Annotated in this window: 26 protein-coding genes; 9 read left to right on the forward strand and 17 right to left on the reverse strand. The window is 65.0% G+C overall.

The annotated features are described in order from the left end of the window. Positions 1 to 16: 16 nt before the first annotated feature. The gene (locus ASH04_RS16215; RefSeq protein WP_027496848.1) at positions 17 to 274 is read left to right on the forward strand and encodes an HPr family phosphocarrier protein; all 258 of its coding nucleotides are present in this window, start codon (positions 17 to 19) and stop codon (positions 272 to 274) included. On the opposite strand, the gene ASH04_RS16220 is transcribed toward ASH04_RS16215, so the two are convergent. The 5 genes from ASH04_RS16220 to ASH04_RS16240 all read right to left on the reverse strand — a co-directional run bounded on the left by ASH04_RS16220 (position 271) and on the right by ASH04_RS16240 (position 5536). Beyond that, positions 271 to 1374, reverse strand: coding sequence for a hypothetical protein (locus tag ASH04_RS16220; protein WP_057474056.1), 1104 nt, complete (start codon positions 1372 to 1374; stop codon positions 271 to 273). The genes ASH04_RS16215 and ASH04_RS16220 overlap by 4 nt on opposite strands. Positions 1375 to 1379: 5 nt before the next feature. Continuing rightward, on the reverse strand, positions 1380 to 2801 hold the full coding sequence (hflX, locus tag ASH04_RS16225) for a GTPase HflX (RefSeq protein WP_051365137.1): 1422 nt from the start codon (positions 2799 to 2801) through the stop codon (positions 1380 to 1382). Positions 2802 to 2985: 184 nt separating this feature from the next. Then, a complete protein-coding gene (gene dapF, locus ASH04_RS16230) occupies positions 2986 to 3855 on the reverse strand; it encodes a diaminopimelate epimerase (RefSeq protein ID WP_057474057.1) in 870 nt (289 codons plus the stop codon). 24 nt (positions 3856 to 3879) lie between these two features. Then, the gene (gene miaA / locus ASH04_RS16235; protein ID WP_045841802.1) at positions 3880 to 4821 is read right to left on the reverse strand and encodes a tRNA (adenosine(37)-N6)-dimethylallyltransferase MiaA; all 942 of its coding nucleotides are present in this window, start codon (positions 4819 to 4821) and stop codon (positions 3880 to 3882) included. Next, entirely contained in the window at positions 4814 to 5536 is a 723-nt protein-coding gene (locus ASH04_RS16240; protein ID WP_057474058.1) for a class III extradiol dioxygenase subunit B-like domain-containing protein, read from the reverse strand. Before ASH04_RS16240 ends, miaA begins: the two co-directional genes overlap by 8 nt. Before the next feature lie 152 nt (positions 5537 to 5688). Between ASH04_RS16240 and ASH04_RS16245 the strand changes: the two genes are divergently transcribed. After that, a complete protein-coding gene (locus ASH04_RS16245; protein WP_032389872.1) occupies positions 5689 to 7164 on the forward strand; it encodes a DUF349 domain-containing protein in 1476 nt (491 codons plus the stop codon). Positions 7165 to 7190: 26 nt separating this feature from the next. Here the strand turns inward: ASH04_RS16245 and ASH04_RS16250 are convergent, their stop codons facing one another. Continuing rightward, positions 7191 to 7778, reverse strand: a complete 588-nt coding sequence (locus ASH04_RS16250) for an Rv2732c family membrane protein (protein WP_032366619.1) — start codon at positions 7776 to 7778, stop codon at positions 7191 to 7193. Then, entirely contained in the window at positions 7775 to 9325 is a 1551-nt protein-coding gene (gene miaB, locus ASH04_RS16255) for a tRNA (N6-isopentenyl adenosine(37)-C2)-methylthiotransferase MiaB (protein ID WP_082519320.1), read from the reverse strand. The genes ASH04_RS16250 and miaB overlap by 4 nt, the downstream gene beginning before the upstream one ends. A gap of 249 nt (positions 9326 to 9574) precedes the next feature. On the opposite strand from miaB, the gene ASH04_RS16260 reads away from it, so the two are divergent. The 4 genes from ASH04_RS16260 to ASH04_RS16275 all read left to right on the forward strand — a co-directional run bounded on the left by ASH04_RS16260 (position 9575) and on the right by ASH04_RS16275 (position 12832). Continuing rightward, positions 9575 to 10303 (forward strand): amino acid ABC transporter ATP-binding protein, encoded by a 729-nt coding sequence (locus ASH04_RS16260; RefSeq protein WP_174557262.1) that lies wholly within the window; start codon positions 9575 to 9577, stop codon positions 10301 to 10303. Positions 10304 to 10355: 52 nt separating this feature from the next. Then, positions 10356 to 11186 (forward strand): glutamate ABC transporter substrate-binding protein, encoded by an 831-nt coding sequence (locus ASH04_RS16265; RefSeq protein ID WP_027496838.1) that lies wholly within the window; start codon positions 10356 to 10358, stop codon positions 11184 to 11186. 96 nt (positions 11187 to 11282) lie between these two features. Further along, positions 11283 to 11960 (forward strand): amino acid ABC transporter permease, encoded by a 678-nt coding sequence (locus ASH04_RS16270; protein WP_027496837.1) that lies wholly within the window; start codon positions 11283 to 11285, stop codon positions 11958 to 11960. After that, the gene (locus ASH04_RS16275; RefSeq protein ID WP_057474167.1) at positions 11960 to 12832 is read left to right on the forward strand and encodes an amino acid ABC transporter permease; all 873 of its coding nucleotides are present in this window, start codon (positions 11960 to 11962) and stop codon (positions 12830 to 12832) included. The genes ASH04_RS16270 and ASH04_RS16275 overlap by 1 nt, the downstream gene beginning before the upstream one ends. Positions 12833 to 12928: 96 nt before the next feature. Here ASH04_RS16275 and ASH04_RS16280 read toward each other — a convergent pair whose 3' ends face one another. The 5 genes from ASH04_RS16280 to ASH04_RS16300 form a co-directional block, all read right to left on the reverse strand. Beyond that, complete coding sequence (locus tag ASH04_RS16280) at positions 12929 to 13480, reverse strand: regulatory protein RecX (RefSeq protein WP_032370124.1); 552 nt, start codon at positions 13478 to 13480, stop codon at positions 12929 to 12931. A gap of 12 nt (positions 13481 to 13492) precedes the next feature. Continuing rightward, complete coding sequence (recA, locus tag ASH04_RS16285) at positions 13493 to 14530, reverse strand: recombinase RecA (RefSeq protein WP_027496834.1); 1038 nt, start codon at positions 14528 to 14530, stop codon at positions 13493 to 13495. A 193-nt stretch (positions 14531 to 14723) separates the two neighbouring features. Then, the gene (locus ASH04_RS16290) at positions 14724 to 14915 is read right to left on the reverse strand and encodes a DUF3046 domain-containing protein (protein WP_027496833.1); all 192 of its coding nucleotides are present in this window, start codon (positions 14913 to 14915) and stop codon (positions 14724 to 14726) included. A 10-nt stretch (positions 14916 to 14925) separates the two neighbouring features. After that, complete coding sequence (locus ASH04_RS16295; RefSeq protein WP_032366617.1) at positions 14926 to 16098, reverse strand: glycosyltransferase; 1173 nt, start codon at positions 16096 to 16098, stop codon at positions 14926 to 14928. Positions 16099 to 16163: 65 nt separating this feature from the next. Next, complete coding sequence (locus ASH04_RS16300; RefSeq protein WP_032372827.1) at positions 16164 to 16745, reverse strand: TetR/AcrR family transcriptional regulator; 582 nt, start codon at positions 16743 to 16745, stop codon at positions 16164 to 16166. A 268-nt stretch (positions 16746 to 17013) separates the two neighbouring features. On the opposite strand from ASH04_RS16300, the gene ASH04_RS16305 reads away from it, so the two are divergent. Continuing rightward, a complete protein-coding gene (locus ASH04_RS16305; protein ID WP_057474059.1) occupies positions 17014 to 17910 on the forward strand; it encodes a diacylglycerol kinase in 897 nt (298 codons plus the stop codon). 12 nt (positions 17911 to 17922) lie between these two features. Here the strand turns inward: ASH04_RS16305 and ASH04_RS26965 are convergent, their stop codons facing one another. The 5 genes from ASH04_RS26965 to pgsA all read right to left on the reverse strand — a co-directional run bounded on the left by ASH04_RS26965 (position 17923) and on the right by pgsA (position 21218). After that, positions 17923 to 18096 (reverse strand): hypothetical protein, encoded by a 174-nt coding sequence (locus ASH04_RS26965; RefSeq protein WP_027496829.1) that lies wholly within the window; start codon positions 18094 to 18096, stop codon positions 17923 to 17925. A gap of 98 nt (positions 18097 to 18194) precedes the next feature. Further along, positions 18195 to 19064: a phage shock envelope stress response protein PspM gene (gene pspM, locus ASH04_RS16310; protein WP_230591973.1), complete on the reverse strand. Its 870-nt coding sequence runs from the start codon at positions 19062 to 19064 to the stop codon at positions 18195 to 18197. A gap of 45 nt (positions 19065 to 19109) precedes the next feature. After that, complete coding sequence (locus tag ASH04_RS16315; RefSeq protein WP_027496827.1) at positions 19110 to 19919, reverse strand: PspA/IM30 family protein; 810 nt, start codon at positions 19917 to 19919, stop codon at positions 19110 to 19112. Positions 19920 to 20063: 144 nt separating this feature from the next. Beyond that, positions 20064 to 20405 carry a helix-turn-helix domain-containing protein gene (locus tag ASH04_RS16320; protein ID WP_027496826.1) on the reverse strand — a complete coding sequence of 114 codons (342 nt, stop codon included), beginning with the start codon at positions 20403 to 20405 and terminating at the stop codon, positions 20064 to 20066. 219 nt (positions 20406 to 20624) lie between these two features. Further along, positions 20625 to 21218 carry a CDP-diacylglycerol--glycerol-3-phosphate 3-phosphatidyltransferase gene (pgsA, locus tag ASH04_RS16325; RefSeq protein WP_027496825.1) on the reverse strand — a complete coding sequence of 198 codons (594 nt, stop codon included), beginning with the start codon at positions 21216 to 21218 and terminating at the stop codon, positions 20625 to 20627. Positions 21219 to 21421: 203 nt separating this feature from the next. Between pgsA and ASH04_RS16330 the strand changes: the two genes are divergently transcribed. Both ASH04_RS16330 and ASH04_RS16335 read left to right on the forward strand, forming a co-directional pair. Continuing rightward, a complete protein-coding gene (locus tag ASH04_RS16330; RefSeq protein ID WP_228139205.1) occupies positions 21422 to 22009 on the forward strand; it encodes an amino-acid N-acetyltransferase in 588 nt (195 codons plus the stop codon). A gap of 41 nt (positions 22010 to 22050) precedes the next feature. Then, positions 22051 to 22335: a YciI family protein gene (locus ASH04_RS16335; protein WP_027496823.1), complete on the forward strand. Its 285-nt coding sequence runs from the start codon at positions 22051 to 22053 to the stop codon at positions 22333 to 22335. Positions 22336 to 22411 lie beyond the last annotated feature (76 nt).

Raw genomic sequence — 22411 nt, forward strand, 5'->3', positions numbered from 1 at the left:
ACGCAAGGAGCAGCACATGCCCAGCACCACAGTCGCAGTCGGATCCTCGATCGGCCTGCACGCCCGCCCCGCAGCACTGATCGCCGATGCCGTCGCCGAAGCCGGAGTCGACGTCACGCTGGCAACAGCGGACTCCGAGCCGGTGGACGCCGGTTCGGCCCTGATGATCATGACCCTCGGCGCCACCAAGGGCACCGAAGTCACCGTCACCAGCGACGACCAAGCAGCACTCGACAAGGTTGCAGCACTCGTCGAAGCAGACCTGGACGCCTAACCGGAGCGCATCGATCGCCGGACGGTGAATCCCACCGCTCCGGCGATCAGCACCACCCCGGCAGCGACGGCAGCTCGGAATTCCCATTCCGAGTCCGTCGCTGTCGTCGTCTGTGCAGGAGCCGCAGGAGCAGCAGGATCGCGGGTCGGCGACGCCGGCGCAGCTGAGACGGATGCGGGTGTCGACAGCTCCACCGACGTCAGGTTCGGAATCTTCAGAATGGGCGGCAGCGTTCCGTCGGTCGGTCCGAACCCGGCTTCCGACGCGAGCAGAAGGGAACCGTCGTCCAGGAACGCCACCGCCTCGCCCTGTGGCTGAGCCGGCAGCGCGAAAACGGCTCGGGGTGAGGTGGGGTCGACCAGCGCCGACGCGACGTCCCCCGCTGGCGGACGGAATACGTACGCATCGGTGTACGTGCGCACCACGGCGGTCGAGCCGTCTGCACTCACCGCGCCACCGGTCGCCAGGATCGAGCCGACCACGAAGGGCGGCCCACCGGCCGTCTCGGTGGCCGTGAAGGCCAGTTCGCCGACCTTGCGCAGCGGCGTCGGACCGGGACTGCTCAGATCGGTGACGGATTCGTCTCCGGCAGGGACGTACACGCCGCTGATACCGGAGAGTTCCTTCGTGACCACGATGGGTCGACCACCGGGTTCGATGAGCAATGTCTCGGCGTCGTGTGCGCCGTCCGGGTAGGTCAGTCGATACAGCTCGCCCGCGCCTGTTTCCGGGTCCATTCGCGTCAGTGCCACAGTGTCGCGGCGCAACTGATTGTCGCCGATGTCGGCCAACCACAGTGAGCCGTCGTACGACGCCATGTCCTCCACGTCGTACGGGTCGACGGGAACGTCGATCCAACGCTGCACCGCACAGTTCGCGTCGAGCACCGCGACCCGATCGTCGGCACCGCTGTCGCCGATCCCGTACACGGTGCCGTCGAGCACCGTCGCACCGGACAGCTCTTCGAGTCCGGGATCGGTTGGTAGACAGTGGGTTACAACGTCGACCGGCGCGGCCAGGGCGGTCGAAGCACAAGTCAGCACGATCGCCGTGCCGACCACGGCCGCGGCGCCACCACGCACCACTGCGCGCGGATTCACCGAACTCAGGCGCTGGGTACGGTCGCGGTGAACTCGACGAGGGCGGCCGCAAGTGATTGCGGCACACGAGCTTCGACGCGCGTGCCGTCCGCCTCGTGCGTCGATTGCACTATTCGGCCGTCGGTGTGGATCCGGGCGACCAGGTCGCCGCGGGTGTACGGGACGAGGACGTCGACCAACACATCGGGCTCGGACAGAATGTCGCCGAGGTGATCCCGCAGTGCATCGATGCCTTCACCGGTCTTGGCCGAGACGAATCGTGCGCCGTCGAGCAGGCCACGCAACTGCGTCAGCTGGACCGGATCTGCGGCGTCGATCTTGTTGACCACCAACAACTCCGGTGGCATCTTCGCGTCCTGCTCGCGGACCACCTCGGTGATCACTTCGCGTACTGCTTTGATTTGATCGATCGGTAGCGGATCGGAACCGTCGACCACGTGCAGCAACAGGTCGGCGTCGGTCACTTCCTCCAGCGTGGAGCGGAAGGCCTCGACCAGCTGGGTCGGCAAGTGCCGGACGAATCCGACGGTATCGGTCAGCACGATGGCGCGGCCGTCTTCGAGCGTCGACTTCCGGGTCGTCGGATCGAGGGTTGCGAACAGCGCATTCTGAACCAGCACACCGGAACCGGTCAGCGCGTTCAACAGACTCGACTTGCCCGCATTGGTGTATCCGACGATCGCGATCGACGGCACCGTGCCACTGAGCCGCTGCTCGCGTTTGGTGTCGCGAGCCTGCTTCATGCCTTTGATCTCACGGCGGAGCTTGGCCATGCGCTCACGGATGCGTCGGCGATCGGTCTCGATCTTCGTCTCACCCGGTCCACGAAGACCCACGCCGCCGTTGCTACCGGCGCGTCCACCCGCCTGACGCGACATGGATTCACCCCAGCCGCGGAGCCTGGGCAACATGTATTCCATCTGGGCGAAGGCGACCTGTGCCTTGCCTTCTCGTGACGTCGCGTGCTGCGCGAAGATGTCGAGGATCAGTGCGGTTCGATCGATGACCTTGACCTTGACGACCTTTTCCAGCGCATTGAGCTGGGCGGGCGTCAGTTCGCCGTCGCAGATCACGGTATCGGCCCCGGTCGCGAGCACGATGTCGCGCAGTTCCTTGGCTTTGCCCGAGCCGATGTAGGTTGCAGCGTCGGGTTTGTCCCGGCGCTGCATCAGCGCCTCGAGTACTTCGGAGCCTGCAGTCTCGGCGAGCGCGGCCAGTTCGGTCATGCTGGATTCGGCCTGTGCCGCAGTACCGGTGGTCCATACTCCGACCAGTACGACGCGTTCGAGGCGCAACTGCCGGTACTCGACCTCGGTGACGTCGGCGAGCTCGGTCGACAGTCCGGCGACTCGTCGCAGCGCAGTCCGCTCCTCGAGTTGCATATCGCCCGAGGACGGGGAGTCATCGTCGAGGGGTGAGCGCGCCATCCGCCTCGACCATGCGTCGGACTCCTCGCGGGTCCATGCAGATGCGGTATCGGGTGAACGGTCGGCATCATGGTCGACCGGTTCGCCCGCAGGTGATGTTTCATGTGAGTTCGTCATACAACTCCCATGATCCACGAAAAGCCCAGCGTGTGCACGCGGGTTTCGCTCGGAGCCGGCGCGACGGTCAGGACTGACCGGCGAACCAACGGTCGTCGACCTCTCCCCGGGCGAGCAGTACCGACGGTCCGCGCAGGGTTGCACCGACGTGGTCGATGGCCACTCGGACCCGACCGCCGAGCACACCGACACTCACGTCTCCGGTCTCGAGCCCCTCGTAACTGAGCGCGGCAGCGGCGGCAGCGACGGTTCCGGTGCCACACGAGCGTGTCTCTCCGACGCCGCGTTCGAAGACGCGCATCTCGACTGCACCGTCGTCGAGCCGGGTCAGAATCTCGACGTTCGCACCGTGGGGAAAGAACTCGGAATCGAGAGTCGGCGAAGCGGTGAAGTCCAGCGCCCGCAACGCGGTGCGGTTCAGCGTGGGATCGACGCAGGCCAGATGCGGGTTCCCGACATCGACGCCGATCCCCTCGTACGCTGCACCGGCCAGGGTCGTCGCGCTCGAACCCAGCAGGGTGACGTCGCCCATGGCCACGGTCACGTCGGCATCGGTCTCGTCGTACGAGTGCACCGTCACCGCACGTGCGCCTGCGCGAGAGCCGACCACGAATTGATCGCGCTGCTCGAGATCGTGGACTCGCAGGTAGTGCGCGAAGACTCGGACCCCGTTTCCGCACATCTCGGCGATGGTGCCGTCACCGTTGCGGTAGTCCATGAACCAGTCGTCGGCCTCGACACCGGCCGGGATTCGATCGAGTACACCCGCGTCCCGCAGCACCCCGGCGCGCGCGACACGCAGTACCCCGTCGGCGCCGATCCCCTGCCGTCGATCACACAGCACCGTGACCGCCGACCTGGTGAGTTGGAGCTCGGCACCGGGATCCGGCAGCACGACGAAATCGTTCTGCGTTCCGTGGCCCTTGGCGAATTCCATGTCGGCGAGTCTACGGGGACCGACCTAGCCGAGTTCGATCGCGGACAGCGCATCCGACCGCAGGGTGGGCGATGCGCCGTCGAGCCACCGCACTCGTTCGTCGCGGCGGAACCACGACCGCTGGCGGCGCACATAGCGCCTGGTGCCGATGAACGTCCGCTCACGTGCATGGTCGACGTCGTACTCCCCGGCCAGCACATCGAGCGCCTGGGCGTATCCGATCGCCCGTGACGCCGTCACTCCGTCGCGCAGGCCGAGATCCAGCAACGCTTCGACCTCGTCGAGCAACCCGGAATCGAACATGCGCCGAGTACGCAGATCGATCCGCTCGTCCAACTCTGCGGTCTCACGGTCGACGCCGAGCACCACCGTGCCCCAGCGCGGTTCACCGATGACGGGGGCCGAGGCCGCGAAAGGCCGACCGGTCAATTCGACCACTTCCAAGGCCCGCACCATTCGCCGTCCGTCCGTGGGCAGGATCGACGCGGCAGCGTCCGGATCGACCTCCGTCAGAGCGCGGTGGATCGCGTCGACTCCGTCGCGTTCGAGCACCGCCTCCCACTTGGCCCGGACGACCGGGTCCGTGGCGGGAAAGGCCCATTCGTCGAGCAGTGATTGGACGTACATCATCGAGCCGCCGACGATGATCGGCCGACGGCCACGGGATCGAATGTTCTCGACGTCGGCGACGGCAGCCGATTGGTAACGCGCCACCGTCGCGATATCGGTGACCTCGAGCACATCGAGCTGATGGTGCACGATGCCGCGGCGCTCCGGCACGGTCACTTTCGCGGTACCGATGTCCATCCCCCGGTATTGCTGCATCGCGTCGATGTTGACGATCTCCCCGCCCAGCTCCTCGGCCAGGTCCAGCGCCAGGTCCGATTTGCCCGCAGCGGTCGGTCCGATCACTGCCACCGGTGTCGTGGCCGAATCCTCGGCGGTCGCCCCGGTTTCGTCAGCCACGGGACCAGACTCCGACGAAGTATCCGACACCGAACGGTGCGCCCCGATACAGCTCGGTCGTCGAGACGTCGTCGGTTCCCACGAGTGCGGCGAGCATCTGCACGGCCGGTCGGCCCCGAACACCGACGGCTGCGCAGAGGCCCTCGTCGAGCTCCGCGAGGGCGTCGACGTCGGCGGTGGCAAGAGCATCGTCGATGCGACGCTGCACGTCCGCGGCGCGCGAATCGAACGACCCCGGTGCCTTCGGGGTGAGGGTGTTCGCGCCGTCTGCCAGCACCAACACTCCCCACCTGTCGTCGGACGCGTCGAGTTCGCGGCGCAGTTCCATCCCGGTGTGCGAGCACCACCGTGCGCTCGCGTCCGCGGGTACCGTGCGGACCTCGATTGCCCTGTCGGCCGCCGCCGCACCGCGCAGCCAGCCGGCGAGGAGAACCGCCAGCGGCAACTCGGGGTCCGGCCCGGACCGTGCCGGCGAACCGGACAGCCGCACCTCCACATCGACGCCGTACCCACGCAGGGTGCCGACCGTTGTCGCGTCGTACCGCCCCTCGCCGTCGTCGACGCCGACCGCGAGCCACCTGTCGGCCACCGCGGACAGCTGCTCGACAGCAGACACAGCAGCTGCCCGAAGCTCGGTTGCCTCGGCTGCTGCCCGGCCCATCAGTTCGGGGACCAGTAACGGCGGAGAGGGCACCAGGGCCGCGGCACAGAACACACGTATCACGCTAGTCGGTGACGCGACTTGGCCCGACGAGTCCACCTCGAACCGTCTGAGCTGTTTCAATGGTCCGATCGGTCGTCACCGAGTTCAATGGTGTCCAGATCGCGATCGTAGGCAGCCGTGACGCGCGGCAGAGATGAGGAACAATGACCGACCCGAACGCCGGTACCCCCACCACCCCCGACGCCCCGTCGTCGGTTGCACCCGCCGATCACTCCGGCGGTGACGCGACCGGTACACCTCCGACCGGAGGACCCAAGCCAGGTGGCGGCCCCAAGCCCGGCGGCGGACCGAAGCCCGGCGGCCCGAGTTCTGCTTCTCCTCGTCCCGGCGCACCCCGCCCCGGTGGCTCCTCGGCAGCCAAGCCACACCCGACGGCCGCGCATGTGCCCACCGTGGTCGCGCCGGCGAGCGATCCGAGCAAGTACGGCCGGGTCGACGACGACGGCACCGCGTGGGTGAGCACCTCGGACGGCGAGCGTCAGGTCGGCTCCTGGCAAGCGGGCGACGCAGCGGAAGGCCTCGCGCATTTCGGGCGGCGCTACGACGATCTGGCCACCGAGGTCGGACTGCTCGAAGCCCGGCTGACGTCGGGTACCGGTGATGCCAAGAAAACCAAGGCTGCGGCCTCGGCGCTGCTGGAGAGCCTGCCGACGGCTGCGGTGATCGGCGACCTCGATCTGCTGGCTCGCCGACTCCACGCCGTCGTCGAGCACTCCGACGCAGCAGCGGCGGTCGCCAAGCAGGAGAAAGAGCTCGAACGCGCCGAGCACACTGCCCGCAAGGAAGCCCTCGCCGCCGAGGCCGAGCAGATCGGCAGTGAATCGACGCAGTGGAAGCATGCCGGGGATCGGCTGCGCGAAATTCTGGACGAATGGAAGACGATCCGCGGGGTGGATCGAAAGATCGACGATGCGCTGTGGAAGCGGTACTCGAAGGCCAGGGAGAACTTCAACCGGCGTCGTGGAGCGCATTTCGCCGATCTCGATCGGGAGCGAGGAGCAGCCAAGACCCGCAAGGAGGAGCTGGTCGAGCGCGCAAAAGCGTTGTCCTCGTCCACCGATTGGGGTCCCACTGCAGCCGCATTCCGAGACCTGTTGGTGGAGTGGAAAGCGTCGGGCCGAGCTCCGCGGGACGCCGACGACGCATTGTGGAAGAACTTCAAGGCCGCCCAGGACGTGTTCTTCGCGGCACGCAACGCCGCGGCGTCGGAGCGGGACGCGGAATTCGAGGCCAACGCCGAGGCCAAGGAAGCGTTGTTGGCGAAGACACATATCGATCCGAGCAAGGACCTGGACGCTGCTCGTGCGGCGCTGCGCGATCTGCAGGACAAGTGGGACGCCATCGGCAAGGTTCCGCGCGAGAAGATGCAGGAACTCGAAGGCAAGCTCCGGGCGATCGAGAAGTCCGTCCACGACGCCGTGGAGTCTCAGTGGCGTCGTTCCGACCCCGAGGCGGTTGCCCGCGCGGCCCAGTTCCGTGAGCGAGTGGCCCAGTTCGAGGATCAAGCGGCCAAGGCGACGGCGGCGGGCAAGACCAAGGACGCCGAGCGGGCGCGTGCGCAGGCCCAGCAGTGGCGTGAATGGGCCGATGCCGCGGAAAGTGCCGTCGACGAGTTGTGACCTGCAGTGCGGGCGGCCACACGAACTCAGGGGTTCGAGTGGCCGTCCCACAGGCGTAGCTTCTGCTCGCCCGACGCCGCCGCGATACGGCGCTGTTCCTGAGCGGCGAGCTGAGAGTTGGTCTTGTTCCATACGGCTTTGAGCCAATGGAACGTCAGCACCATCACCGCGATCCACGCAATGACGAGACCGATGCCCGGTCCGCCGCCCTGCAGGTTGTCCGGCACGGTCTGCCGCGTCCAGATCGAGAGCATCCCGTACACCGACGACACCGCACACCCGGCGAGGGCGGCCCAGGCCAGCGCCCAGACGCGGGTGACCAGCGCGAGCACCGACATCACCACACCGAACGTCAGCACCAGCACGACGAAAACGCGCGACGGCAGGGCAATCGATTCCGCGACCGCTGCGTCGCTGCCCGTCAGCACGTCGAATCCGGTGGCCGATCCGGTGTGCGGCAACGCGAACGTGACCAACAGAACCAGCACAAGACCGGCCACCACCATGGCTCGCGCTCCCGGATCCAGCTCGGTCATCACCGCTCGCTCGGTTCGTCCGAGTTCCTCGGCGGTTCGCGAGGGTACGACGCGATCGGGTCCATCTGTGTCTGTCATACGGTGCATCCTGTCTGAACCGGAAGCGGTGCCGGGGCACCGATCGAGGGAAGTCCGAGACCGACCCCGATCGGGGCCGTCTTCGGCATGATGCCGCGTTCGCGGGCGTCGCCTGCCGCGGTCCGTCGGTGCGTCAGCACTCCGGCGTCGGCGATCAGGTGGTACGGGGCCGCGGCGGTCAGGGTCGTCGTGACGACGTCGCCCGGGCGAATGTCGCCCGCCCGCTCGGCGTCGACGGCGAAGTGCACCAGTCGGCCGTCCCTGGCGCGTCCGCTCATCCGATGAGTTGCGTTGTTCTTGCGCCCCTCACCGGTGGCGACGAGCAATTCGACCTCGGTGCCGATCAGGGCCTGATTCGCGGCCAGGACGATCTCCTCCTGCAACGCGATCAACCGCAGATACCGTTCCTGTACAACCTCTTTCGGTACCTGATCGGGCATGTCGGCCGCCGGGGTGCCCGGCCGCTTGGAGTACTGGAAGGTGTACGCGTTGGCGAACTTCGCACGCCGCACCACCTCGAGCGTCTGCTCGAAGTCTTCTTCGGTCTCACCGGGGAAACCGACGATGATGTCGGTGGTGATGGCCGCGTGCGGCATGGCCGCGCGAACCTTGTCGATGATGCCGATGAACTTCGTCTGTCGATAGGACCTGCGCATCGCCTTGAGGATTCGGTCCGAGCCGGACTGCAGCGGCATGTGCAGAGTGGGACAGATGTTCGGGGTCGATGCCATCGCCTCGATGACGTCGTCGGTGAACTCGGCCGGATGCGGAGACGTGAACCGCACTCGCTCGAGTCCGTCGATGGATCCGCACGCGGTCAGCAGCGCGGCGAACGCCCCGCGGTCGCGAGGCAGATCGGGGTCGGCGAACGAGGCACCGTAGGCGTTGACGTTCTGCCCCAGCAGCGTCACCTCGAGCACGCCCTGGTCCACCAAAGCCTGTACCTCGGCGAGGATGTCGCCCGGCCTGCGGTCGATCTCCTTGCCGCGCAGCGCCGGAACGATGCAGAACGTGCAGGTGTTGTTGCAGCCCACCGAAATCGATACCCAGCCGGCGTACGCGGACTCCCGCTTGGCCGGCAGGGTGGACGGGAAGGCGTCGAGAGACTCGAGTATCTCGACCTGAGCCTGCTCGTTGTGCCGGGCGCGCTCGAGCAGTACCGGCAGCGACCCGATGTTGTGCGTACCGAAGACCACGTCCACCCACGGAGCCCTGTCCACGACGGTGTTGCGGTCCTTCTGAGCCAGGCAACCGCCGACGGCAATCTGCATGTTGGGGTTCCGCGTCTTCGCGGGCCGGAGCATGCCGAGGTTTCCGTACAGCTTGTTGTCCGCGTTCTCGCGTACAGCGCACGTGTTGAACACGACGAGATCTGCGTCGGTACCGGCGTCGGCGGGCACGTAACCGGCCTCTTCGAGCAGCCCGGACAGGCGTTCGGAATCATGAACGTTCATCTGGCAGCCGTGTGTGCGCACCTCGTAGCTGCGGGCACCTGCCGCAGATGGGGCACTGGCCGTCTCGGGGTCGACGCTCCCGCGATCGGTCACGTCCACGGTCGAAAAAACACTCGTTTGCACCTCTTCAGGGTACGTCCATCGCACGGGCGGACACGCCGGGGTCACGGGGCCCTCCGCGGACTGTGCAGGCGCTATGCGTGCCGACAGTAAAGTTTCCATTACATAATCGAAGACTGCGGGCGAAAACGCCGGTCGGCGAGGAAACTACGCATAGGGTTTCCACCTATGACGCACGCCACCGACGCCCCGGCAGCGACACCACCGCCGGGCGCCCCTTCGATGATCTCGCTCAAATCCGTCGACAAGCACTTCGGTGATCTGCACGTACTCAAGGACATCAATCTCGAAGTGCCGGCCGGCCAGGTCGTCATCGTCGTGGGTCCGTCCGGATCCGGCAAGTCGACGCTGTGCCGGACGATCAACCGGTTGGAGCCGATCGATTCCGGTGCCATCGAGGTCGACGGGGATCTACTCCCCGCCGAGGGCAAGGCCCTCGCTGCACTGCGTGCGGATGTCGGCATGGTGTTCCAGTCGTTCAACCTCTTCGCACACAAGACCATTCTGCAGAACGTCATGCTGGCACCGATGAAGGTGAGAAAGCTCAAGAAGGACGAGGCCGAGAAGAGCGCACTGGCTCTGCTCGAACGCGTCGGCATCGCCAACCAGGCAGACAAGTACCCGGCTCAGCTGTCGGGTGGTCAGCAACAGCGTGTGGCCATCGCCCGCTCACTCGCCATGAACCCCAAAGTGATGCTCTTCGACGAGCCCACCTCGGCCCTGGATCCGGAGATGGTCAACGAGGTACTCGACGTCATGACCTCGCTGGCCAAGGAGGGCATGACAATGCTCGTCGTCACCCACGAGATGGGCTTCGCCCGCAAGGCAGGCGACCGAGTCATCTTCATGGCCGACGGTGCCGTCGTCGAGGACACCGATCCCGAAACCTTCTTCAAGTCCCCGAAGTCCGAACGCGCCAAGGACTTCCTCGGCAAGATCCTCGGTCACTGATCAGATTCACCGCTCGTCCCCGTACGTACGACCTATCCGAAGGACATTCACTGTGAGAATCACCCGACCGCTTCGCCTCGGTGTCGCCATCGCCGCTCTGTCCATCGTCGCCACCGCCTGTGGCGGCGGCGAAGAAGCGCGCACCATCTCGAGCAGCGCCGAGAACGGCAGCCTCATCGTCGGCATCAAGTTCGATCAGCCGGGCCTCGGCCTCCGCAATCCGGACGGCTCGTTCAGCGGCTTCGACGTCGAGGTGGCCAAGTACGTCGCAGGCAAGCTCGGTGTCGACGAGGCGAACATCGAATTCAAGGAATCCCCGTCCGCGCAGCGCGAGACGCTGATCCAGAACGGTGAGGTCGACTACATCGTCGCCACCTACTCCATCACCGACACCCGCAAGGAGAAGGTCGGCTTCGCCGGACCGTATTTCGTGGCAGGTCAGTCGCTCCTGGTGAAGCAGGACAACACCGACATCACCGGTCCCGATTCACTCGAGGGCAAGAAGCTGTGCTCGGTCACCGGTTCCACCCCGGCACAGAACATCGCCGACGAGTACCCGGGAGTCCAGCTTCAGCCGTTCGACACCTACTCCGCCTGCGTCGAAGCACTGCGCAACGGCACCGTGGACGCCGTCACCACCGACGACATCATCCTTGCCGGTTACGCCGCTCAGTCCCCCGGTCAGTTCAAGGTGGTCGGTGAGCCCTTCACCACGGAGAACTACGGCATCGGCCTGAACAAGGACGACACCGACGGACGCAACAAGATCAACGACGCCATCGAAGAGATGGTGACCAGCGGTGCCTGGGAGCAGGCGTTCAACGACACCGTCGGCGCGTCGGGCTACCCGCTGCCGAGCCCGCCCACCGTCGACCGCTACTGATCGACTGCTACTGATCGACCACGCCGTCGTGTCCCGCTCGTCGCGGGCGGGACACGACGGCTCGATCTCGCCGAGCCGTGAGGATCAACAAGCACCGTGAACCTATTGAGCAAGTACGGCGATCAACTGATCGACGCGTTCCTCTCGACCATCTACCTGACGTTGGCATCCCTCGTCGGTGCATTGGTCATCGGAACGATCATCGCCGCGATGCGCGTATCACCCATTCCGATTGCGCGCGGCATTGCGGCGACGTACGTCACCATCTTTCGTAACACCCCCTTGACCCTGATCATTCTGTTCACCTCGTTCGGGCTGTATCAGACAATGGGCGTTTCTCTGGCGTCGGAGTCCTCACCGACGTCACTCGACGACAACAACTTTCGATTGGCAATCCTCGGGCTGAGCATCTACACCGCGTCGTTCGTGGCCGAGTCACTGCGATCGGGCATCAACACCGTCCCGGTGGGGCAGGCCGAAGCGGGCCGCTCGCTGGGAATGACGTTCACCCAGAACATCTCGATCGTCGTTCTTCCTCAGGCGTTCCGCGCGGTGGTCGGCCCGCTGGGAAGCGTCGTGATCGCGTTGACGAAGAACACGACCATCGCATCGGTCATCGGCGTCGCCGAGGCGTCGTTCCTGATGAAGAACATGATCGAGAACGAGGCCGCGATCTTCGTCGTCGGCGGAATCTTCGCGCTCGGCTTCATGATCTTGACGCTCCCGACCGGGTTGCTGTTCGGCTACATCAGCAAGCGATTGGCGGTGTCATGATGAGTGATGCAGTAGCAGTTCTGTACGACGTTCCCGGACCCAAAGCGGTACTGCGATACCGCATTCTGACTGTCGTCGTCGCGGTGATCTCGATCGGAATCGCATTTCTGATCTACCGCGCCCTCGACTCGAAGGGGCAGCTCACTGCCGAGAAGTGGGACCCGTTCCTCGAATCGACAACGTGGACCACGTACCTGTTGCCCGGTATTCAGGGAACTCTGGTCGCGGCGGCATTGTCGATCGTGTTCGCCCTGATTCTCGGTGCCGTCCTCGGCATCGGCCGCCTCTCGGATCACCGCGCTGTACGAATCGTCAGCGGTGCGATCGTCGAATTGTTCCGTGCAGTTCCCGTGCTGATCCTGATGATCTTCCTGTACGCGGTGTACGCCGATTACGAGGTCTTCAAGGTCAAGTACCTGGCGTTGGCCGCGGTGGTCACCGGCCTCACTCTGTACAACGGATCGGTGATCGCCGAGATCGTACGTGCCGGAGTCAATTCACTGCCGAAGGGTCAGCGCGAAGCCGCCTCGGCGCTGGGCATGCGCAAGAGCCAGGTCATGACCCTGGTACTGCTCCCCCAGGCCGTGACCGCGATGCTGCCCGCCATCATCTCGCAGATGGTGGTGGCACTGAAGGACTCGGCGCTGGGATACATCATCGGGTACGTCGAAGTCGTCCGTTCCGGTCAGCAGGTCGGCGCGTTCTACAGCAACTACCTCCCGTCGCTGATCATCGTCGCCGTCATCATGATCATCATCAACTCGGCGTTGACGAAACTGGCGACCGTGGTCGAGCGGCGTCTGCGATCGCGAAAGCGTAAGGGCGGCACCGCCGCTGTCGTGCCTGCACTCGACGGCGGTCAAGCGGCCTGAGCTCCGCACCGTTCGGCTACATAGCAGTATGGCCCGCAACACCGATGGTGTTGCGGGCCATACTGTTTCTCGACTACCTGGACTCGATGTGGACGATCACATCGAATCTGGGCCGTCGAAGTCTTCGGTGTCGGCTCCCACGCGATCGAGTTGTTCCTTGACCACGGCGAATGCCATTCCCTGCGAGTAGCCGCGGCGGGCCAGCATCCCGACCAACTTGCGCACCACTTTGTCGCGTTCGGCTCGTGCGTCGGGCCCGTTCGGATCCGGCAGATGCAGCGTTCGGAATCGTTTGCGCACCAACTCCGCAGCACGCTGCCGCTCGTCTTCGGCATCGATCAGATCCAGGGCGTTCACGGCCAACTCGTTGCTGACACCTTTGTTCCGCAGCTCCATGCTCAGGGCGCGTTTGCCCTTGCCGGAGTACTTGTGCCGAGATTGAACCCACTGCTCCGCGAACGACTCGTCGTCGACGAGTTTCGCCTTCTCGAGTCGGTCGAGCACTGCGGTGGAGACCTCGTGGGTGAAACCCTTCTTGGACAAGCTGGCTTCGAGTTCGTGTCTGCTGCGTGCCCGGTCGGTCAGCAGCCGAAGGCAGACGTCTTTCGCCTGCGCTTCGGTGCCGCCGCCGTTGTCTCGCTGCTGCACAGCGAACCCAGGTTAGAAGTCGACCGGAGCAGCTGCGGGCTCCTCTGCGGTGACGTCCGCACCGATCTGCAGCTTCTCCATGATCTTCTTCTCGATTTCGTCACGCACATCGGGATTCTCGAGCATGAACTTACGGGCGTTCTCCTTGCCCTGTCCGAGCTGATCGCCTTCGTAGGTGAACCACGAGCCCGACTTGCGGATGAACCCGTGCTCGACACCCATGTCGATCAACGAGCCTTCACGGCTGATGCCCTTGCCGTAGATGATGTCGAATTCGGCCTGCTTGAAAGGCGGGGCGACCTTGTTCTTGACGACCTTGACACGGGTGCGGTTACCGATGGCCTCGGTTCCGTCCTTCAGCGTCTCGATCCGACGGATGTCCAGACGTACCGAGGCATAGAACTTCAATGCCTTACCACCGGTGGTGGTTTCGGGGGAACCGAACATGACGCCGATCTTTTCGCGCAACTGGTTGATGAAGATCACGGTGGTGCCGGAGTTGCTCATGGCACCGGTGATCTTGCGCAGCGCCTGGCTCATCAGACGAGCCTGCAGACCCACGTGACTGTCACCCATCTCGCCTTCGATCTCGGCGCGCGGTACCAGTGCGGCCACCGAGTCGACGACGAGGATGTCGAGGGCACCGGAGCGAATCAACATGTCGGCGATTTCCAGGGCCTGCTCACCGGTGTCGGGCTGCGAGACCAACAGTGCGTCGGTGTCGACACCGAGCTTCTTCGCGTAGTCGGGGTCGAGCGCGTGCTCGGCATCGATGAACGCGGCGATTCCGCCGGCACGCTGAGCGCTGGCCACCGCGTGCAATGCGACGGTGGTCTTACCCGAGGACTCAGGACCGTAGACCTCGATGACTCGGCCGCGGGGCAGACCTCCGATGCCGAGTGCCACGTCGAGCGCGATCGATCCCGTGGGGATGACGGCGATGGGCTGACGGACCTCGTCGCCGAGGCGCATCACCGAGCCCTTACCGAAATTCTTGTCGATCTGCGCGAGTGCGAGATCGAGCGCTTTGTCGCGGTCGTATGCAGCCATCGTGAGCTCCCTGTGTCGTTTCGTTCAGCTGTGTCTGTCGATCAGCTTGTTGGCGGTAACGCTAGAACGGGGTACCGACAAGAAGTTCTTCGAGACCGGCCAGCAACCGTTGACATCAGCATAGGCGAACACGTGTTCGAGTCAACTACCACGGCTTTCGACACGCCGAGCGACTCGAGCCGATGCGGTGGAGCTACCAACGTTCCTTGGGCACATCGAACTCGTAACAGATCGACCGCCATACTTCCCGCGGGTCGACACCGTCTTCGATGGCCTGCGCGCCCGTCCGTCCGATACCGGACAGCACATGATCGGCGAGCAGGGAATTGCCTCGAACGGAGCCGAACTCCTCGGTGAGCAGTTCACGAAATTCGGTCAGACGCACATCGATCAGCCTAACGCCCGCCCTCGGCGTCGCTACCGGCGAGCACCTCGCGGCAGACCGAGACAGGATCCTCGACGTGATGCGCGCCTGCAGCCGCCGAGGTCGCTGCCGCCGCATGACGAGGGTCGGACAGCACGGCGGACACGGCGTCGGCAATTGCACCCGCGGTGGCGGGACGCACCAGTACGGCACTCCCCTGCCGAGCGGCCCGGTTCGCCAGCTCCCATTGATCGCCGCCGCCCGGCACGGTGACCACTGGAACTCCGTGGATGAGCGCCTTGGCCAACATGCCGTGACCACCTCCGCACACCACGACATCGGCGCGGCGCAGCAATTCGTCCTGGCGACCGAGTCCGGCATTCGCCCATTCCGGCACGTCGTCGGGCCCCCCGTCGAGCACCGAGGCCACTACCCGGACGCCTGTGCCGTCCAATCCCTTCAGAGCCATCTCCAACATTCCCTCGGCCCCGGTGAACGCCGTCGACGGGGCCACCATCACCAGCGGCGTATCGCCGGCGGGGACGTCGAGCAATTCGTCGGTGGGCTCCCACAGCAGTGGGCCCACCACATGGGCATCCCCCGGCCAGTCGGGCCGCGGCACTTCGAGTGCGGGAATGGTGGCGATGAGCCGAGCAGCCGGCCCGGGATCGCGTGCGGGTAGTCCGATGCTCACTCGGGCGTCGGCGCGCTGTTGCTGCCCGCGGGCGATAGAGCGCGCCGTCAACGCGCGCATCACCGTATCGCGAAGACGACCCCGAACACCGCGTCCGGGCGCGAGCCCACTTCCGATGGGCGGCAACCCCTTCGATGGCGAATACAGCGGGTGGGGCGAGAGCTCGACCCAGGGAATTCCCAATCGCTCGGCAGCCATTCCGCCTCCGGCCGTGAGAATATCGGAGACCACCAGATCGACGTTCTCGCGCTCGAGGTCCGGCAACAGTTCTGTCGCGACAAAGGCTGCGCGCGAATGAATGCGCTGCCCGGCATCGAGATCGTCGTCCTCCGGTCGCGGCAGCAGGCCACCCAGTGGGAGCGTGCGAAGACCGGCCGCTCTGGCGTCGCCGACCCACCGGCTTCCGGTGAACAGGACCGGATCGTCACCCGCCCGCTCGAACAACAGCGACAAGGCGATAGCGGGAAACGCATGTCCTGGGTCCGGGCCGGCCACCACTGCTACTCGCACGCGCTCAGCGTGCCACATCGCCGCGCTGGACGATCACCGATCGTGCCGGGCAGCGGCACCGACGGTCAGGCTTTGTCGGGACGAAGGTAGGCGTCGACGGCGTCCGCCATCTGGCGTACCACCTCGCCACCCGGAACCCGTTCGGACACCATCTCGGCGGACTGGACGGCGGACTGGACCATGAGCAGGACGAGCGTCGCCAGGGTATTCGGATCCCCGTCGCGGATCGACGAATCACGTTGTCCCGCTTCGACAAGACGCGCAACCGCATCGATGATCAACGATTGGCTGGTACCGAGGCGGTGCAGAATGTAGGTCGCGAGCACGTCCGAGTCCGACCGCAGAATCTTGACGAACAGCGGATGCTGCCTTATTCGATCTCCCGCCTGAACCACAGCAACGACGATCTGCTCGCGTCCGGACGCGGTGGCGTCGAAGTCGGGAATCAGGGCAGCGATCTCACGGGTGAGCAGGCTCGACACCACTGCTCGGGTATCGGCCCACCGCCGATACACCGTGGGCCTGCTGACTTTGGCGCGTCGTGCGATCTCGGCGAGGGTCGTGCGCTTGACTCCTCGTTCGAGGATGCACGAGCGTGCGGCGTCGAGAACGGTGTCCTCCACCGACTTCTCGGGTGCTGCCTCCAGGGAGGACTCGACCGAGGCGGGAGTCGACACCTGCTGCTCGATCACAGATCACCCTTCGCACAACGGTCGGAAGTAAAGTACTTCACTCGGAAACATTTCGTGTCGTTACTATACCTCACAGTAACAGCGACACCGTGTTGCACAGTGACCGTCGGCCCGTCCGTCCGTATTCTTCGGTGCCATTGTCGGGTGCCGATCACGCCGCCGACCTGCGCAGGAAACCTCGACCCTGGCAAGCTGATCGAGTGACCGACGAATTCGAGCTTGCATGACGCGATCGGTGACCGTTCTGACCAATCCCACGGCCGGCGGTGGTCGAGCAGTCCACGCAGCACGGCGCGCCGTGACGCGTCTGCGCGAGCGTGAACTCGACGTCTCGACCGTCGAGGGCCGAACGGCGGGTGATGCGCTGGAGTTGTTGAAGCGAGCCGTCGGGTGCGGGACGGATGCCGTCGTTGCCGTGGGCGGCGACGGGGTCGTCAATCTCGCGTTACAGGTGATCGCGGAAACCGACACTCCGCTCGGACTGATTCCTGCGGGCACAGGCAACGATTTGGCCCGGACGCTCGGGGTCCCCCTCGACGATCCCACCCGCGCAGCGGATCTCGTGGTCGACGGAGTCGTGACGTCGATAGATCTCGGTAGGGTCGGGACGCGCTGGTTCGGTACGGTCCTGTCGAGCGGCTTCGATTCACTGGTCACCGAGCGCGCCGGCCGCCTGCAGTGGCTTGCCGGCCCGGTGCGGTACAACGCGGCCATGATATTGCAGTTGGCTGCTCTCCGAACACTTTCTTACACAATAGAATTGGATGACGCCGAGCTGCACCTGGATGCCGTTCTCGTCGCCGTCGGAAATGGCAGCAGCTACGGCGGCGGCATGGCCATCTGCCCGACCGCACGAGTGGACGACGGGCTGTTCGCCATCACTGTCGTCCGGGATGTGAGTCGAACGCGATTGCTTGCGCTGTCGCCGACGTTGTATCGGGGTGCCCACGTCGACCTTCCGGAGGTCGAGGTCTACAGCGCCCGGAACGTGACAGTGCACTGCGACGACATGGTGGCGTACGCAGACGGCGAACGCATCGCAGAATTACCCGTCACGATCGAATGCGTGCCGCGTGCGTTGCGAGTGTTCGTCGGAGCGGATTCCCCACTGCGCACGTAACGCGGTCGGCAGTCAGTATTTCAGCGACGAACGGTCGTGACCGGAGGAGATGGCCTTGTACAGCCACACCAGCCCGAAGACGATGGCCCCGGCCACGACCAACCAGAACAAGCCCTTGATGATGCTGCCCAGCAAGGCAAGTGCGATCCAGACGAGAACGATGAATCCGAGAATTTTCCAGAACATGAACGGCTCCTACCGTGTGACGCGCACCGGGTCGTATCGCGTTATGTCGATACTGGCAGCCGATCACGGCGAACACATCGGGGTGAACCCTGATCTTCTCACCGGTGTCGTGACCGGATTTCGTCGAGTTCGGTGAGCGCGTCGGCCCACCCTTGCAGTCGATCGGTGGCAGACAACAATTCTCGGCGATGAGATTCCACCACGTTCTTCGACGTGGACCCGGCCGGTCCGGTCATCCGTGCTGCAGCGGCGACGAGATCCTCGTACTGATCCACTCCGGCAGCGAGATCGCTTGCCGCAGCCTCGATTCCGGGCCGCAGATGCGTGCGTGTCGACGAGCTTGCCGCTCCCGCACGTTCGAGGGCCGCAATATCGACGGCAACACCTTCCAAGCCCCTCACCGCATCCGAGGCAACGCCGATCATCTCTTCGACGTCCTCGGCGGCGATGGTGCCCGATCGCGCCAGAATTCCGAGCAGCTCGAACAGACTCTGCTCTGCGCCTGCCAAACGTGACATCGGCTCGAAGGCGGCAGATCCACGCTGCGGTAACGAACGCCTGCCGGGCAGTCCCACCGGAACCGGTTGACCTCGCAGTCGCCGCAAACGACCGAAGGCGAACACAGCAGGAACGGCCAAGAGCGCGGCAGAACCACCACCGACGAACAGAGTCCATTCCGGAGCCGACAAGGCTGCGATCCCCGCAGTACTCACCGCAGTGGTCGTCGACGCGGCCCCGAACCTGATACTTCGCCGGCGAGCCCGTCGAATCTTCTTCAGGTGCTTGGCACGTGGATCCTTACGACGGCCGGCGGCATCGAGCAGTGAGGTTCCTGCGGCCCGCGCTGTCTCGGCCAGAGACCGGACCACCGCTCCGGATTCGGCAACGGCGGCTGTCACCGTCTCCCTGTCCAGCGAAACGGCCGGCCGCTTACGCGACCGGCCGGGTTCGTGATTCTTGTTGCTCATGCGTCGGAACTACTGTCTACTCGAACGAACTTCGCGTTCGGTCGATCACGCCTGTGCCGGCGGCTCGGGCGTTGCGTCCGGGGCCTTGGCGATCGACGGCTTGGCGGCGGAATTACCCGTGGGCAGGGAGTCACCGGCCATGGAGGCACGGATCTGCTCGAGCCGGCTGTGACCGGCCATCTGCACAGATGCCTGCTGAACCTCGAGCATGCGTCCGGACACGGAGTTCTGAGCGAGCTCGGCGGAACCGAGCGCGTCTGCGTAACGACGCTCGATCTTGTCGCGTACCGCATCGAGACTCGGGGTGTTTCCCGGTGCCGACAACGTGCTGTCCATCGAGCGCAGCGATTCGCTGACCTTCTCCTGCATCTTCGCCTGCTCGAGCTGGCTGAGCAGTTTGGTGCGCTCGGCGACCTTCGATTGCAGGGCCATCGCGTTCTGCTCGACGGCTTTCTTGGCCTGTGTAGCAGCCTGCAGAGACTGGTCGTGCAGAACCTTGAGGTCCTCGACGCTCTGCTCGGCGGTCACGAGCTGAGCCGCGAACGCCTCGGCCGCGTTGGTGTACTGCGTGGCCTTCTCGACGTCACCTGCAGTGGCGGCCTGATCGGCCAGCGTCACGGCCTGACGAGCGTTGGCGTTGAGCTTCTCGACCTCGTCCAGCTGCCTGCTGAGCTTCATCTCGAGCTGACGCTGATTGCCGATGACGGACGCCGCCTGCTGCGACAGCGCCTGGTGCTGCCGCTGCGCGTCTTCGATCGCCTGCTGAATCTGAACCTTGGGGTCGGCCTTCTCGTCGATCTTGGAATTGAAGAGCGCCATCATGTATTTCCAGGCCTTGACGAAAGGATTAGCCATGGGGTGGTCCTGCCTCCATCTGTTGCGCCGCGGTGGCCGCGTACGGGTCGGCTGCTGTCGCAGTGACCGAAATGAACCTGTCAGTGCAGTGATGTTCGGGTGATTCGGTGGGGCCGGCAGCCGACTTCGGCTACTCGTTCGATCTTAGGCGGCGGCGAGAGCTCTGGCAGCAGGTGCCGGAATCACGACTCGTGTATCTCCGTCGATGCGGGTGGCCACAGCCGATTCCTCGGCACGCACAGCGGCGGTGGATGCGTCCGACAGCGTGATACTCACGTCGCTCATCACGTCGGAGAGAGGAACGGCGAGAGCATCGCAGATCGCTGCGAGCAGTTCGCTCGACGCTTCCTTGCGACCACGCTCCACCTCGGAGAGGTAGCCGAGGCTCACACGCGCGGTGTTCGAGACTTCACGCAGGGTGCGGCTCTGTGCGACGCGAGTACGCCGCAAACTGTCGCCGAGTGCTTCACGCAATAGCAGCGCCATCTCGCTCCTCCTCGTTGGTGCTTTTGCCGACGACTGTGCCGTCGAGACGACCACGTTCGTATCGTTCGTTCGGAGCCGTCGTAGGGTCAACGTCCCAGCCGGCCCGATTGGTTCCCGACCCTATATGCCCGTCGCCTCCGACACGTGCCGAAGGGGCTCCGACACGGCTGTCAGAACTGTAACTTCCCGCATCGCCTCGTGGACGCCCGTCGAATGCACTCACACCGAGGACACACCCCGGCGCAACCGAATCGCCTGAACCACGTAGTCCAGGCCGGTGTACACGGTCAGCAGAACCGCCAGAGCCATCAGCGCGACCGCCACTGGATCGACCGCGCTGGGCAGCGGACACAGATACACGCCGATCGCGAATGTCTGGACCAGTGTCTTGACCTTGCCGCCACGACCGGCCGGAATGACTCCGTGACGAATGACGGCGAACCGGACAGCGGTGATGCCTATTTCGCGTACCCCGATGATCGCCGTCACCCACCAGGACAGATCGCCCAACATCGACAGCCCGACGAGGGCAGCGCCGATCAGCGCCTTGTCGGCGATGGGGTCGGCCATCTTCCCGAAATCGGTGACGAGTCCGTACTTGCGGGCGAGTTGGCCGTCGATCCGGTCGGTGATGGCCGCTGCGGCGAAGATCGCCGTCGCCGCCAACCGCCACGAGGTGTCGTGACCGTCTCCGACGAAGAGTGCCGCAAGAAAGACCGGAACCAGAGCGATGCGCAGCACGGTCAACACATTGGCGATGTTGAGCAGCGGGACGGCGTCCGATCCGCCCGGAGCAGCGTTGCCGTGCGGCAGCCCCGGACTGCGCGAGGCACCGCCGGACGGAACACCGTGGCCCGGCGCTGTCGGGCCGGTCACGAAGCCGCTTCTCGGCCGCGGACCGGGCCTTCGATGGTGTGTCGGCGTTCGGGCAGCACCGACCCGTCGAGACGGGGACACTGCTCGCTGAACGACACACGGAAAGTTTATCGGTTGCATCGGTGACTACTGTTCACCACATGACTTCTGGGCCGAATCGGGCGAGTCGCGACACTGCCGATCCCGAATCCGACGAGTATTCCGACACCGTGGACGGCACGTCCATCGGCGACGCCACCCTGGTCGTGCGTCGAGCCCGAACCTCCGACATTCCCGAGATCAAGCGGCTGATCGACATCTACGCGGGCCGAATCCTGCTCGAGAAGAACCTGGTGACGCTGTACGAGGCAGTGCAGGAGTTCTGGATTGCCGAGCGCGCAGGCGAAGTCATCGGATGCGGAGCTCTGCACGTGCTCTGGGCGGACCTGGGTGAGGTACGCACGGTGGCAGTCGACCCCGCAGCCAAGGGGCACGGAGCCGGCCACCTGATCGTCGCCAAACTCATCGAGGTGGCACGCGAGCTCGCGCTGCAGAAGGTGTTCGTGCTGACCTTCGAGGTGGATTTCTTCGCCCGGCACGGCTTCTCCGAAATCGAGGGAACGCCCGTCACTGCCGAGGTGTACGCGGAGATGTGCCGGTCCTACGACACCGGCGTCGCAGAGTTTCTCGACCTGAGCTACGTCAAGCCGAACACATTGGGCAACACGCGCATGCTGCTCTCGCTCTGACAGAATTCTCCGGACACCCCTCGAATCCGGAAGTGAGCTCCATGCCCCTGATCGCCGTCACCTACACGTACTCCCCCACGACCACCGAGGGCCGCGACACCCATCGCGCCGCACACCGGGCGTGGCTGGCCGACTTGTTGGAGAAGAAGACGCTCGTCTCCAGTGGCCCGTTCGCCGACGACAGCGGCGCTCTGCTGCTCGTGGACGGCCCGGACGCCGCATCCGTGGAATCACTGTTCGCCCAGGATCCCTTCGCGGTCGAGAACCTCATCGAGTCGGCAGACTTCCACGAATGGACACCGGTGATGGGCGCGTTCACGGCCTGAGTCTGCTCGCCCACCCGTTCTGCGTGAATGGACCATTGCACCGCCCAGACGGCTGCAATGGTCCATTCACGCAGGT

It is taken from the genome of Rhodococcus sp. Leaf233, assembly GCF_001426165.1.
Classification (GTDB): domain Bacteria; phylum Actinomycetota; class Actinomycetes; order Mycobacteriales; family Mycobacteriaceae; genus Rhodococcoides; species Rhodococcoides fascians.